This is a genomic window from Mycobacterium sp. NPDC050551, assembly GCF_040674075.1.
GTDB lineage: Bacteria > Actinomycetota > Actinomycetes > Mycobacteriales > Mycobacteriaceae > Mycobacterium.
The window spans coordinates 89801-102799 of sequence record NZ_JBFARC010000002.1; the positions used below are offsets into that span (position 1 = coordinate 89801).

General features: G+C 71.1%; 16 protein-coding genes. 10 read left to right on the forward strand and 6 right to left on the reverse strand.

The window, feature by feature from the left end:
• The first annotated feature begins 11 nt into the window (after positions 1 to 11).
• Both AB0K11_RS07040 and AB0K11_RS07045 read left to right on the forward strand, forming a co-directional pair.
• Complete coding sequence (locus AB0K11_RS07040) at positions 12 to 215, forward strand: cation transporter (protein ID WP_364974030.1); 204 nt, start codon at positions 12 to 14, stop codon at positions 213 to 215.
• Entirely contained in the window at positions 212 to 2407 is a 2196-nt protein-coding gene (locus AB0K11_RS07045; RefSeq protein WP_364974032.1) for a heavy metal translocating P-type ATPase, read from the forward strand. Before AB0K11_RS07040 ends, AB0K11_RS07045 begins: the two co-directional genes overlap by 4 nt.
• A gap of 7 nt (positions 2408 to 2414) precedes the next feature.
• On the opposite strand, the gene AB0K11_RS07050 is transcribed toward AB0K11_RS07045, so the two are convergent.
• Positions 2415 to 3542 carry an adenylate/guanylate cyclase domain-containing protein gene (locus tag AB0K11_RS07050; RefSeq protein WP_364974034.1) on the reverse strand — a complete coding sequence of 376 codons (1128 nt, stop codon included), beginning with the start codon at positions 3540 to 3542 and terminating at the stop codon, positions 2415 to 2417.
• A gap of 43 nt (positions 3543 to 3585) precedes the next feature.
• Here AB0K11_RS07050 and AB0K11_RS07055 point away from each other — a divergent pair, with 43 nt between their 5' ends.
• Positions 3586 to 4077 (forward strand): DNA-deoxyinosine glycosylase, encoded by a 492-nt coding sequence (locus tag AB0K11_RS07055; protein ID WP_364974036.1) that lies wholly within the window; start codon positions 3586 to 3588, stop codon positions 4075 to 4077.
• 4 nt (positions 4078 to 4081) lie between these two features.
• Here the strand turns inward: AB0K11_RS07055 and AB0K11_RS07060 are convergent, their stop codons facing one another.
• Positions 4082 to 4909, reverse strand: coding sequence for a helix-turn-helix domain-containing protein (locus tag AB0K11_RS07060; RefSeq protein ID WP_364974038.1), 828 nt, complete (start codon positions 4907 to 4909; stop codon positions 4082 to 4084).
• 27 nt (positions 4910 to 4936) lie between these two features.
• On the opposite strand from AB0K11_RS07060, the gene AB0K11_RS07065 reads away from it, so the two are divergent.
• The 3 genes from AB0K11_RS07065 to AB0K11_RS07075 are packed head-to-tail and all read left to right on the forward strand — an operon-like array spanning position 4937 to position 6324.
• Positions 4937 to 5404, forward strand: coding sequence for a VOC family protein (locus tag AB0K11_RS07065; protein WP_364974040.1), 468 nt, complete (start codon positions 4937 to 4939; stop codon positions 5402 to 5404).
• Positions 5405 to 5427: 23 nt separating this feature from the next.
• The gene (locus AB0K11_RS07070) at positions 5428 to 5865 is read left to right on the forward strand and encodes an HIT family protein (protein WP_364974042.1); all 438 of its coding nucleotides are present in this window, start codon (positions 5428 to 5430) and stop codon (positions 5863 to 5865) included.
• A 3-nt stretch (positions 5866 to 5868) separates the two neighbouring features.
• Positions 5869 to 6324 (forward strand): nitroreductase family deazaflavin-dependent oxidoreductase, encoded by a 456-nt coding sequence (locus AB0K11_RS07075; RefSeq protein ID WP_364974044.1) that lies wholly within the window; start codon positions 5869 to 5871, stop codon positions 6322 to 6324.
• Here the strand turns inward: AB0K11_RS07075 and AB0K11_RS07080 are convergent.
• Genes AB0K11_RS07080 through AB0K11_RS07090 form a run of 3 tightly spaced genes read right to left on the reverse strand, consistent with a single transcriptional unit; the run spans position 6321 to position 9348 of the window.
• Entirely contained in the window at positions 6321 to 7370 is a 1050-nt protein-coding gene (locus AB0K11_RS07080; protein ID WP_364976637.1) for an LLM class flavin-dependent oxidoreductase, read from the reverse strand. The genes AB0K11_RS07075 and AB0K11_RS07080 overlap by 4 nt on opposite strands.
• Positions 7371 to 7377: 7 nt before the next feature.
• Positions 7378 to 8514 carry an FAD-dependent monooxygenase gene (locus AB0K11_RS07085; protein WP_364974047.1) on the reverse strand — a complete coding sequence of 379 codons (1137 nt, stop codon included), beginning with the start codon at positions 8512 to 8514 and terminating at the stop codon, positions 7378 to 7380.
• Positions 8515 to 9348, reverse strand: a complete 834-nt coding sequence (locus tag AB0K11_RS07090; RefSeq protein ID WP_364974049.1) for a uracil-DNA glycosylase — start codon at positions 9346 to 9348, stop codon at positions 8515 to 8517. It lies immediately after the preceding gene.
• Positions 9349 to 9423: 75 nt separating this feature from the next.
• On the opposite strand from AB0K11_RS07090, the gene AB0K11_RS07095 reads away from it, so the two are divergent.
• Positions 9424 to 10662 carry an MFS transporter gene (locus tag AB0K11_RS07095; RefSeq protein ID WP_364974052.1) on the forward strand — a complete coding sequence of 413 codons (1239 nt, stop codon included), beginning with the start codon at positions 9424 to 9426 and terminating at the stop codon, positions 10660 to 10662.
• Here the strand turns inward: AB0K11_RS07095 and AB0K11_RS07100 are convergent.
• Positions 10659 to 11303 (reverse strand): helix-turn-helix domain-containing protein, encoded by a 645-nt coding sequence (locus AB0K11_RS07100; protein WP_364974055.1) that lies wholly within the window; start codon positions 11301 to 11303, stop codon positions 10659 to 10661. The two genes, AB0K11_RS07095 and AB0K11_RS07100, sit on opposite strands and share 4 nt — an antisense overlap.
• Before the next feature lie 76 nt (positions 11304 to 11379).
• On the opposite strand from AB0K11_RS07100, the gene AB0K11_RS07105 reads away from it, so the two are divergent.
• The 3 genes from AB0K11_RS07105 to AB0K11_RS07115 are packed head-to-tail and all read left to right on the forward strand — an operon-like array spanning position 11380 to position 12993.
• Positions 11380 to 12114 (forward strand): maleylpyruvate isomerase family mycothiol-dependent enzyme, encoded by a 735-nt coding sequence (locus AB0K11_RS07105; RefSeq protein WP_364974058.1) that lies wholly within the window; start codon positions 11380 to 11382, stop codon positions 12112 to 12114.
• A gap of 13 nt (positions 12115 to 12127) precedes the next feature.
• Positions 12128 to 12607 (forward strand): DUF3237 domain-containing protein, encoded by a 480-nt coding sequence (locus AB0K11_RS07110; RefSeq protein ID WP_364974061.1) that lies wholly within the window; start codon positions 12128 to 12130, stop codon positions 12605 to 12607.
• Entirely contained in the window at positions 12604 to 12993 is a 390-nt protein-coding gene (locus tag AB0K11_RS07115; RefSeq protein WP_364974063.1) for a nuclear transport factor 2 family protein, read from the forward strand. Before AB0K11_RS07110 ends, AB0K11_RS07115 begins: the two co-directional genes overlap by 4 nt.
• Positions 12994 to 12999: the final 6 nt, after the last annotated feature.

Here is a 12999-nt window from a genome sequence, read left to right on the forward strand (position 1 = left end):
ATACTCGGGTCATGGGTATGACGCTGAACGTCCGCGGGATGAGCTGTGGCCACTGCGTGGCGGCGATCACCTCGGCGGTGTCGTCGCTTCCGGGCGTCACCGACGTCGCGGTCGACCTCGAACGCGGGCTGGTCACGGTGGACGGGACTGCCGACATGGCGTCGGTGGTGGCCGCCATCGAGGACACCGGCTACGACGTGGACCGCGCGGCATGACCGCTGTCACCCTCGCCGTCGGCGGGATGACCTGCGCGTCGTGCGCCGCGCGGGTCGAGAAGCGGCTCAACCGGATCGACGGTGTGTCCGCGACCGTGAACTTCGCCACCGAGCAGGCCACCGTCGAGTATCCGGACACCGTGAGCGCGGACGACCTCGTCGCCGCCGTCGAGGCCACCGGCTACACGGCGAGCCTGCCCCACACCGCCACCGACGACCCGGCGCGCGACGACGAGGCGACCGGGTGGCGCAGGCGCCTGGTCGCGTCCGCCGTGCTGACCGTTCCGGTGGTGCTGCTGTCGATGGTGCCCGCGTGGCAGTTCGACTACTGGCAGTGGCTGGCCCTGGGACTCGCCACCCCGGTCGCGGTATGGGGGGCGTGGCCGTTCCACCGCGCGGCGTTGGCGAATCTCCGGCACCGTGCGGCGACCATGGACACCCTGATCTCGGTCGGGGTGTCCGCGGCCTACGGGTGGTCGGTGTGGGCGCTGCTATTCACCCACGCAGGCACGCCGGGGATGCGGATGTCGTTCGACCTACTGCCGTCGGGCGCCTTCGAACCGCACCTCTATCTCGAGGTCGCGGCGGCGGTGACGACGTTCATCCTGGCAGGCCGCTACGTCGAGGCGCGCGCGAAGAAGCAGTCCGGCGCGGCGTTGCGGGCGCTGCTCGACATGGGCGCCAAGGACGTCGCCGTGCTGCGCGACGGGCAGGAGGTGCGGCTGCCGGTCGACCGTCTGACGGTCGGCGACGAGTTCGTGGTGCGCCCCGGCGAGAAGATCGCCACCGACGGCGTGGTCGTGTCGGGTTCCTCGGCCGTCGACGCCTCGATGCTGACCGGAGAGCCGGTGCCAGTGGAGGTGGCGCCCGGTGACGCGGTGGTCGGGGCGACGGTCAATGCGGGCGGTCGCCTGCAGGTGCGCGCCACCCGGGTCGGCGCGGACACCCAACTGGCGCAGATGGCACGGCTGGTCGCCGAGGCGCAGGGCGGCAAGGCCGACGTACAGCGGCTGGCCGACCGGGTGTCGGCGGTGTTCGTCCCGGTGGTCCTGGCCGTCGCAGCGCTCACGCTGGCCGGCTGGCTGCTCGCCGGCGCCGCCGCGGGAGCGGCGTTCACCGCCGCCGTGGCGGTGCTGATCATCGCCTGCCCGTGCGCGCTCGGCCTGGCGACACCGACCGCGCTGCTGGTCGGAACGGGCCGCGGCGCCCAGCTGGGCATCCTGATCAAGGGCCCGCAGATCCTCGAGTCGACGCGGCGGGTCGACACGGTGGTGCTGGACAAGACCGGCACCGTGACGACCGGCCGGATGGCGGTGGCCGCCGTGCATCCCGCCGACGGTTCGACAGTGTCCGAGCTGATGCGACTCGTCGGCGCGGTGGAGGACGCATCGGAGCATCCGATCGCCCGGGCGGTGGCGGCGACCGCCGCCGAGGCCGGCCCGCTCCCGGCGGTGACGGAGTTCGCGAACCACGGCGGCAGCGGTGTCACCGGTGTCGTCGAAGGCCGGACGGTGGCCGTCGGGCGGCTCGGCTGGTTGGCCGCCGACGCGCCGCCGGCACTCCTCGACGCCGCGGGTGCAGCGGAGGCCGAGGGCCGCACGCCGGTGTGGGCCACGGTCGACGGCCGCGTCGCCGGGGTGGTGGTGGTGTCCGACAGCGTCAAGGACTCAGCGGCGCAGGCGATCTCGCAACTCAAAGACCTGGGTCTGACGCCGGTGCTGCTGACCGGTGACAACAGCCGCGCCGCCGAGGCGGTGGCCGCTCAGGTCGGCATCGACGAGGTGATCGCCGACGTGCTGCCCGCGGACAAGGTGGACGTCGTCAAGCGCCTGCAGGCCGAGGACAGAACGGTGGCCATGGTGGGCGACGGCGTCAACGACGCCGCGGCCCTGGCTCAGGCCGACCTCGGACTGGCCATGGGCACCGGCACCGACGTCGCGATCGAGGCGTCTGACCTCACCCTCGTCACCGGCGACCTGCGTGCCGCAGCCGATGCGATCCGGTTGGCCCGCAGCACCTTACGCACCATCAAGGGCAACCTGTTCTGGGCGTTCGCCTACAACGTGGCCGCGTTGCCGTTGGCCGCGCTCGGCCTGCTCAACCCGCTGATCGCCGGCGCAGCGATGGCGTTCAGCTCGGTGTTCGTGGTGACCAACAGCCTGCGACTGCGGGGCTTCACGCCGCTGCGGTGAGTCCCCGTCACGAGGCATCGCCCGCCGCGCGGCGGGCGCGGAAGAGCTTGACCTCGTCCTTGATGCCCTTGAGATGCCGGCCGCCGGCGAAAGACCAGGCGAACGGCCCGTCGTCGCCGATCGCATCGCGGGTCGACTCCGCGGCCAGCACCGCGCCCGGGCGGGCGGTGCTCGTCACCCGGCTCGCGAGGTTCACCGAACTGCCGAACCAGTCCCCCGCACGGCTGACCGCCGGACCGGTCGCCAGACCGACCCGCAGGGACGGCAGGTCGTCGTCGGATTCGGTGGCGTCGACCAGATCAAGCACCGCATTCAGCAGCGCCGCCGCCGACGTGCTGACCAGCATCACCTCGTCACCGATCGTCTTGATGAACCGCACCGGCGGCACCGCGACGTCGCGGGCGAGGTCGGCCAGCCGGTTCGCCAGCCGCTCGAGGTCCTCGGGTGGCACCGCCTCACCGAGGCGGGTGAAACCGACGAGGTCGGCGAACGCGATCGTGACCACCCGGGCACCGGGCAACGGACGCCCCTCGGCCCGTTCGCTCGCGCTCACACCCTCGGTCTCCATCGTGTGCCGCAGCTGCAGCATCAGCATGTCCTGGATCATCGGCCCGAGCAGCGGTGCCATCTCGCGGGTGAGCGCCTCGGATCCCTTGGCGATGTCCAGTTCCGTCGCACCGGGTTTGAGCACCGCGGCCAGCGCGACCGCCCGCATCACCTCGGCGGCCCGCGACAGTCCCTCTGACAGCTGGCGCACGGTGATGACGATCTGCTCAGGCGTGAGGCCGAGGTCGATGAACTGCTGGGCATGCGCGGCGGCCTCGGCGTCGGCGCGCATGTGCACTGCGGCATCCGGATCGTCGACCCGCGGCAGACTCATCGCGCGCTGCACCTGCTGCAACAGCTCGAGGTCGATCCCGAACTTCTCGCTGGTCTCCCGCGCCGAGACGTACGTGCCGTCGTCGCCGATGAACCGGCGGGACGCCAGCACCGTCGGCGCGGAGGCGTCGGCGATCTCGGCCACCGTGATGCCCCGTTCGAGCAGCCACTCGATCAGTTCCGCGCGTTCGGCCCGGGCCCTGCCCTCCAGGCCGTCGAGCAGCCCCGAGGCTTCGATGTCCACCTCGTCGGTCACCCGGCCAAGGTATACCGCCGGCCCTGGTTGCTATACAGCACACATGACCACACCGGTGTCACACGGCTTCCCGCCGCTGGTCGGAGCGCGCCCGCGGCTACTGGTGCTCGGCAACATGCCGAGCGTGCTGTCGCTCGGCGCGCGGCAGTACTACGCGAATCCGCGCAACGCCTTCTGGCGCATCGCCGGGGACCTCTTCGGATTCGACGCCGACGCCGGATACCACGATCGGGTGGCCGCCCTGCTGGGTCATGGCGTCGCCGTGTGGGACGTGCTGCGCTCCTGCCGCCGGGCGGGCAGCCTGGACTCCGCCGTCGAACGGACGAGCATGGTGGCCAACGACTTCCCGGCGTTCTTCGCTGGGCAGCCGTCGATCGCGCGGGTGGTGTTCAACGGCGCCGCGGCCGAACAGAACTTCCAGCGGCTGGTGTCGGCACCGCCCGACCTGTCCTACGTGCGGGCACCGTCGACCAGTCCTGCGCAGACGATGCGCTACGCCGACAAGCTGGCGGCGTGGCGGCGGGCGGTCGGCTGAGCGGTCATCCGCCGTGCCGTGACGCGTACTCGCCCGGGGTGCAGCCGAGCATCGAGCGGAAGTCGTTGATGAAGTGTGCCTGGTCGTACCACCCGAGCCGGACGGCGAGGTCGGCGAAGTCGACGCCACGCCGGGTCTCGATCTCCAGTGCCGCCTGCTGCAACCGGTACCGGCACAACACCCACTTCACCGGGACCCCGACGTAACGGCGGAACACCCGCTGCGTGGTCCTGGCGCTCCACGGCGACACCGCCATCACCTGCTCGACGCGATGCAGCGCGGCGTCGTCACGGATCCTGTCCACCAGGTCGCACAGCGCGACGAACGTCGGATCCACCGGGCCGGGATCGGCGGCGATCACCTCGTCGAGCAGCCGGCCCGACTCCGCCACGTCGTCCACGAGATCGAGTGCGGCACCCGATAACTCGCGCACCGGCCGAACGCGGCCGGTGAGTGCCGCGGCGTCGCCGCCGAACCGGGCGACGAAGCCACCCGGGCGGAACCGCGCCCCCACCACCGCACCCGACTCGGCGATCGTCACCTGGAACACGCGGTCCACCACGCCGTGCAGAAGCACGGCAGGCAGCGGGTGCCCGTGCCGGGCGCCGTCGGTGCCCCACTCGCGGGTGAGGTGCATCGACGGGAAGGTGATCACCGTGCTGTCGAAGGACGGGCGACCGCGCAGGTCCCAGGTGACCGACCAGAAGTGCTCGACGAACCGGGCGGCGCCGTCTGACGGGGCCCAGCGGTGCAGGTCGAACGCCGCCGCGGACGCGGCCCGCCCGACCAACCCGCGGATCGGGGTCGCTGGCGTGTTTTTCCAAGCGCCCATGCCCACCAACCTACGAAACTCGAAGCCATGAGCGTCCAACCCATTCCGGAGGGCTACACCAGCCTGACCCCGTTCCTGGTGATCGACGGCGCCGCGAAGGCGATCGACTTCTACGTCGAGGTGTTCGGCGCCGCGATCGTCGAGAAGATGGACGGCCCCGACGGCACCGTCCCGCACGCCGAGCTGGACTTCGGCAACGGCCGGCTGCAGCTGGGCGACCCGAACACCGATTACCAGCTCCAGGCGCCGCCGCGTTCGGAGTCCGTCACCCATTCACTGGTGCTGTACTGCCCCGACGCCGACGCGGTCGTCGCGCGGGCCGAGGCCGCAGGCGCGACGATCCGCGAACCGATCCAGACCTTCGTGACCGGGGACCGCTTCGCGTCCATCCTCGATCCGTTCGGTCAGCGGTGGGCGGTGATGACCCGCGTCGAGGACGTCTCGGCCGAAGAGCGCGACCGGCGGCTGGCCGAGTGGGCGAAGGGCAACATCTGACGGTCCCCCGCTAGCGTGGCGGGATGTCCTGTGTGTTCTGCGCCATCGTGGCCGGCGAGGCCCCCGCCATCCGCATCTACGAGGACGACGACTACCTGGCGATCCTCGACATCCGCCCGTTCACCCGCGGTCACACCCTGGTGTTTCCGAAGCGCCACCTGGTGGACCTGACCGACACGCCGCCGCAGACCGTCGCCGACATGGCGACCATCGGTCAGCGCATCGCCAGGGCGGCGCGCGCCTCCGGACTGCACGCCGACGGCAACAACATCGCCATCAACGACGGCAAGGCCGCCTTCCAGAGCGTGTTCCACATCCACCTGCACGTGCTGCCCCGCCGCGACGGCGACAAGCTGTCGTTCGCCAAGGGCATGCTGCTGCGCCGCGACCCGGACCGGGAAGAGAGCGGCCGTCTTCTGCGCGAAGCGCTGGAACAACTCGACTCGGCGGGGCAGGATTGAGCCATGGGCATGCCGTGGTGGGAAAAGAACATCGGATACCGCCTACTGCTGCTGCACGACAAGCTCTACAAGGCCACCAACGGCCGCGTCGGGCACACCATCCCGGGTGGCCCGTCGAACCTGCTGTTGCACACCATCGGCGCGAAGACCGGCCAGCAGCGGGCCAACACCCTGAGCTACGCACGCGACGGTGACGACTACCTGGTGGTCGCGTCGATGGGTGGCGAACCACGGGCGCCGGGCTGGTACCACAACCTCAAGGCGAACCCCGACGTCGAGATCAACGTCGGACCCAAGCGAATTCCGGCGACCGCCCGCGCCGTCTTCCCCGACGATCCCGAGTTCACCCGGCTGTGGCCGATCGTCAACAACATGAAGGGCAACAAGGACCGCTACATCGGCTACCAGAAGCGGACCACCCGGCCGATCCCGGTGGTCGTGCTGACGCCGCGCGGCTAGAAGAGTTCCTTCGCGAGCAGTTCGAGCGTCGTGTCCCGGCCCGGCGCGCTCGCGGGGTCGGTGCCGCGACGAGCCGAGGCCACCGGGTTGACCATCACCTCGTCGACGCCGAACTCCTCGGCCAGCGCGCGGACCTGATCGGCCGCTTCGGTGGGTGACCCCACCACCGCGCGGGCCAGTCCGTGATCCACCACGGCCTGCTCGCGGGGGCCGAACCGGATCTGCTCGGCGTCCTCGACCAGTTCCAGCGGACCCAGCGGTTGCCCGGTGCGCAGCCGCGCCATCATGTGCAGGTTCGGCAGCAGCAGCGCCATCGCCTCGTCGCGGGTCTCGGCGACCGAGGCGTTGACGGTCAGGAACGTCACCGGTTCGGCCGCCAGCTCGCTGGGCCGGAACTCTGAACGGTAGGCGGCCAGCGCCTCCCTGGTCCCCTGGCCGGAGAAATGGTGGGCGAACACGTAGGGCAGGCCCTTGGCCGCCGCCAGGTGCGCCGAGTACATCGACGAGCCGAGCAGCCACAGCCGCGGCTCGCTGGCAGCTGCAGGCGTCGCCTTGAGCACGTAGTTCTCCCGCATCAGGTCACGCGGCAGCGGAACCCGCACGCCGCGCGCACCCATCAGCGCGACGACGTCGTCGAGGTACTGCGGGAACGCCTCGATGTCGCGGTCGTCCCGCCCGGCGGCGCCGCGCAGCGCCATCGACGTCACCGGATCGGATCCCGGCGCCCGCCCGATGCCCAGGTCGATGCGGCCGGGGTGGGCCGCTTCGAGGAGCGCGAACTGCTCGGCCACCGCCAGTGGCGCATGGTTGGGCAGCATCACCCCGCCCGAGCCCAGCCGGACCCGCTGGGTCAGGGCGGCGAGGTGCGCGATCACCACCGGCGGGCTGGTGGCCGCGACGGCGGGCATGTTGTGGTGCTCGGCGATCCAGTAGCGGGTGTATCCGAGCTGGTCGGCGGTCTGCGCGAGGTGGGTGGTGGCCGCGAGCGCGTCCGACGTGGTCTGGTCGGTGCGCACCGGTACGAGGTCGAGTACGGAGAGCTGCACACGAAGTTCAACGCGCCGCGACACCGGGATAGTCCTTCGGTGTGAACGAATTGATGACCGGATAGAACCGCTCCCACCACGTGGCGTCGTCGCTGCTGTCCTCGAACGCCAGTGCCTGGGTGTCCAGCACGTGCCTGCGCAGCGTCGACTCGTAGCCGGCGAAGGCGCGCTCGTGATCGCCGTCGGCCACCGACAGTTCCCCGGCCAGCACGTACGCCCCGAGCAGCGCCAGGCTGGTGCCCTGGCCGGACAGCGGCGACGCGCAGTGCGCGGCGTCGCCGACGAGCGTGACCCGCCCGCGCGACCAGGTGTCCATGACGATCTGCGCCGACTCGTCGCAATAGAAGTCGGCGGCGCCGCGGGTTTCGTCGAGCAGGCGGTCGGCGAAGGCGCCGCTGCCGGCGAACCGCCGTTCGATCTCGGCGCGCTGCGCGGCGGCGTCGCGGTAGTCCAGTTCGAGGTCGTGGTCGAGGAAGCCGAACATCACCCGGGCCTCGGTGTCGTCGCGCACGCTGTAGAGGCCGCAGAACAGCACCGGTTCCCGCATCGAGTACCAGGTCTGCCAGCGGGACAGTCCGAGGAAGTTGCCGGTGGTGCAGATGGCGAGGTACGCCCCCATCCGCCTGAGGAACCCCGCCTCCGGCCCGAAGACGAGCCTGCGAACACCCGAGTGCAGCCCGTCGGCGCCGACGACGAGGTCGAACGTGCGTGGTGGGCCGTCGGCGAACTCGACGGCGACCGCATCGCCGTGGTCGTCGACGGCGGTGATGCTGTCACCGAAGACGTACTCGACGTCCGGCGTCGCGGCATGGATCAGCTCGACCAGGTCGTCGCGCAGCATCTCGATGTCGGCGTTGCCGATCACCCCGCCGGTGGCCGTCTTCTCGGTGTCCCGGGAGATCTCCGCTCCGGCGGCGTCGACGGCCGACATGCCGCGGAAGTCGGTGGCGCGCGACCGTGCATCGGCCAGCAAGCCCATCCGGTCGAGCACCGTGAGGGCGGGACCGCGGACGTCGATCGCCTGCCCACCAGGTCGCAGCGCCGGGTGCCGCTCGACGACGGTGACCGCATGGCCGTTGTGGTGCAGCCAGTACGCGACCGCGGTGCCGGCCACGCTCGCCCCGGACACCAGCACGTGCGCCATCTACAGTCCCGCCTCCCGTTTCGCCAGAATGAAAACGTCGTCCATCATGGCCGGAGTGAGCCTGCCGGTAAACGTATTTTGCTGGCTGGGGTGATAGCAGCCGATGAGCGCGAGCGGGCCGTGCGGGGTAGTCAGCCGGGCGGTGACGGCGTGCCCGAACACCGGCGCGGGGGTGGCGACGGTGCCGCCGCCGGTGCGCACCATCTGCAGCGCCGCCCGCCACGCGAACCCGCCGAGCGCGACGACGACGCGGACGTCGGCGCTCACCAGCCGCCACTCGGCGTCCAGCCACGGCGCACACGCCGACCGTTCCGCGGGAGTCGGCGCGTTGCCGGGCGGGGCGCAGCGCACCGCGGCCGCCATCCGGGTGTGCAGGAGCGTCAGCCCGTCGGCGGCGTCCACCGACGTCGCCTGGTTGGCCAGGCCGGTGCGGTGCAGCGAGGCGAACAGGAAGTCACCGGACCGGTCCCCGGTGAACACCCGGCCGGTGCGGTTGCCGCCCTGTGCGGCGGGGGCCAGGCCGACGACCATGATCGCAGGCCGCGCCGCACCCCAGCCGGTGATCGGCCTGCCCCAGTACGGCTCGCCGGCGAACGACTTGCGCTTGGTGACGGCCACCTCCTCGCGCCATTCGACGAGCCGCGGGCAGGCCCGGCACACCGACACGACGGCGTCGAGCTCGTCGAGCGTCCCGGTCGCCGCGGCCATCGACACCACCTGCGCCGGGGACGACGCCACCGCGGTGTGCGTGGTCGCCGGGTCACCGGGCCAACCCGAGCCGGGTGGCACCGGGGAGTCGAAGAGCGCTCCGGTACGTGGATGGGGCAGTGGCACGACTCCACTGTGCCCGAGCCGGAAAACCCGTCGCCGCGGCGGTGCCCGCGCTGCTAGATTCGGCCGCGATACCCCATGATCACCACTTCGCGCGGTCCGCTCCACCTCATCCTGTTCGCGGCGCTGACCGCCGGTGCGGGCAACGGCATCTCGATGGTCGCCTTCCCGTGGCTGGTGTTGCAGCGCAACGGTTCTGCCGTGGACGCCTCGATCGTCGCGATGGCGGGGACGCTGCCGTTGCTGGTGGCCACGCTGCTCGCGGGCGCCGCGGTGGACTACCTCGGCCGGCGCAGGGTGTCGATGATCTCCGATGCGCTGTCGGCGATCTCGGTCGCCGCCGTGCCGGTACTCGCCCTGTCGTTCGGCGTCGAGGTGATCAACGTCGGCGTGCTGGCGGGCCTTGCCGCCCTCGGGGCGTTCTTCGACCCCGCAGGCATGACCGCCCGCGAGACGATGCTGCCCGAGGCCGCACACCGGGCGGGCTGGACGCTGGACCGCGCCAACAGTGTCTACGAAGCGGCGTTCAACCTTGCCTACATCGTCGGCCCGGGCATCGGCGGACTGTTGATCGCCACACTCGGCGGGGTCAACACCATGTGGGTGACGGCGGGGGCGTTCCTGCTGTCGATCGCCGCGATCACGGTGTTGCGGCTCGAAGGTGCGGGCACGCCCGACCGGGCAGAGCTGCCCGAGGGGGTGTGGGCGGGAATCGTCGAGGGACTCAGATTCGTATGGCACACACCGGTGCTGCGCACGCTGGCGTTCGTCGACCTCGCCGCGACCGGGCTGTACATGCCGATGGAGAGCGTGCTGTTCCCCAAGTACTTCACCGATCGCGATGAGCCGGCCCAGCTGGGCTGGGTGCTGATGGCGTTGAGCATCGGCGGGCTGATCGGCGCGCTGGGCTACGCGGTGCTGTCCCGGCACATGTCCCGGCGCGCGGTGATGCTCACCGCGCTGCTCACGCTCGGCGTGGCGATGACGGTGATCGCCTTCCTGCCGCCGTTGCCGATCATCCTGGTGCTGTCGGCGATCGTCGGTTTCGTCTACGGGCCGATCGCCCCGATCTACAACTACGTCATGCAGACCAAGGCGCCGCAGCACCTGCGCGGCCGGGTGGTCGGCGTGATGGGCTCGCTGGCCTATGCCGCAGGACCGCTCGGACTGATCCTGGCCGGACCGCTCGCCGACTCGGCGGGCCTGCACGTCACGTTCCTGGCGCTGTCGGTGCCGATGCTGCTGCTGGGCGTCGTGACCGTGTTCCTGCCCGCACTACGCGAGCTGGACCGGGCGCCGGTTGCCGAACGCGGCTAGACCCGCTGCGGCAGCAGCAGTTTGGCGAACCGGCGGACCGCGGCGGGCTCTCCGCCGACGTGCAGGCGGCCCGCCGACATCAGCCCGGGCACCTGGTCTGGGTCCAGTGCGGCGCCCAGCACCTCGATGTCTCCGGTCAGCATGACGTCGGCGACGGTGTCGTCGGGTTCCTCCTCGACCGTCTCGGCGGTGATGCGCATCGTGGTGCCGCCCTGGGGCGTGGCGAGACGCACGACGAGGTCGGGGCCGCCGCGGTCCGGCCGCAGGTAGGCGCGCAGCGCGCGGGCCAGCCACTGCGGGCGCACCACCGCTCTCGGTTCGCGGGTGGCGAGCAGCGGGCGGCCCCACCGCGCCAGCGCGTCGATCACGTCTTCGAGTGCCCGCCCGTGGTCGGTGAGTTCGTACACGCTGCCCGACGCCGGCTTCGGCAGTTCCCGCTTGAACACCAGCCCGTGCCGTTCGAGATCGCGCAGCCGCCCGGCCAGCATGTCGGTGGCGATCGGCGCCAGCCCGCTGAGCAGATCGCCGTAACGCTGTGGGCGGTCGAGGAGTTCGCGCACGATCAGTAGCGTCCAGCGGTCGCCGACGACGTCGAGGCTTTTTGCCACGGCGCAGTGCTGGCCGTAGGAGCGATTGGGCACCCGGCCATCCTAGCCGCAACTTGACTTGTCCAAGCGCATACTTGTTATTTCCAAGCAAAGTGGTTACGTTGCAGAAATGCCCTCATTGCTCCCCCTCGCCGACGCCGTCACCGCAGAGGCGCTCGCCTTCGCCGACCGGTTGGACACCGTGCATCCCGACGGACGAGGCGCACCCACGCCGTGCGCCGACTGGACGATCGACGACCTCGCCACCCATGTCGCGGTCGGTATCGTTCGTGACGCCGAGGCGTTCCACCGGGCCCGCTTCGGCGTCCCGTCACCGCCGGGCGACGTCGACCTCGACGGCACCGATCGCGCCGGCGTCGTCCGCACCGCCGTCGAGCACCTCGTCGGCGCGATCACCCGGGGCCCGCAGACGTGGCCGACCATCCCGCTGCCCTTCGGTCCCTATCCCGTCACCGCCGCGCTGAAGAGCCTGATCGTCGAATTCGGGGTGCACCGCAACGATCTCGAGGTCGCGACAGGGCGGGGCATCGTGCCGTTCTCCGACGCCACGCGCACTGCGCTGTTCGGCTTCGGCGAGCACTACCTGCTGCGACAGGCGGAACCGCTCGAGGCGTCGGCGTGTGCCTTCACGCTGGCCGCACCGTCGGCGACGCTGTCCGTCACCTGGACCGGCGACCGCTGGATCCGCGGGGCCGACGCCGCAAGGGAGTGCCGCATCGCCGGGTCCGACGACGCCGTCGCCCGCTTGATGCTGCGCCGTCTCGACATCACCGATCCGCGCATCGACTTCCTCGACCCGCACCACCTGGCACCGCTGTTCCCCTCCGCCATCCGACCCCTGTGACGAAAGGCCCGCCATGACAACCGCTCTCACCGACATCGGCATCGCCCCGACGCTGGAACACCTGCTGGACATCCGGATCGAATTCGATCCCGTCCAGATCTTCGACACACCGGTCGGCACCCGCTTCACCTACGTGGTCCGGCACGGCCGCTGCGAAGGCCCACGCATCGCCGGCGACATCCTGCCCGGTGGCGGCGACTGGATCCTCTTCGGCAGCGACCGTGTCGCCCGCCTCGACGTGCGCGCGACCATGCGCACCGACGACGGTGCGCTCATCCACCTCACCTGCACCGGACGGGTGCAGATGCCGCCCGAGGCCGCGACGAGATTCGCCGCGGGCGAACTGATCCGGCACGACGAGATGGTGGCGCACTCGACCCCGCTGTTCGACACCGACGACGAGCGCTACCGGTGGATCAACGCCGTCCACACGGTCGCGATCAACCAGGCCTCTCTCAGCGAGGTGCACTACCGGGTGTTCGAGGTCCGATGAGCGCGCCACAGTCACTCGCCGAGCTGTACGACCGGTACGTCGCCGCATGGGCCGGCCGCGACCCAGACGCCATCGTGGCGCTGCACGCCGAGCAGACCCGGTTCTGGCTGCACCACGGCAGGCCCGCGGTCGACGGACGCCCCGCGGTGCGGGACGCGTTCGCGGACATGTTCGCCGCGCTGCCCGACTTCGGCTTCGTCGTGCACCGCACCGAATTCGGCCCGCGGCATTGGATGCTGGACTGGACGTTGACGTGTACGGGACCTGACGGCCGCCCGGCCCGCTGGGACTGCATGGACCTCGTCACCGTCACCGACGACTGGCGGGTCGCCCGCAAGGACACCTTCGTCGACGGCGTGCAGTTCGCCGCGGCCCTGGCCGGCTGAATTGCG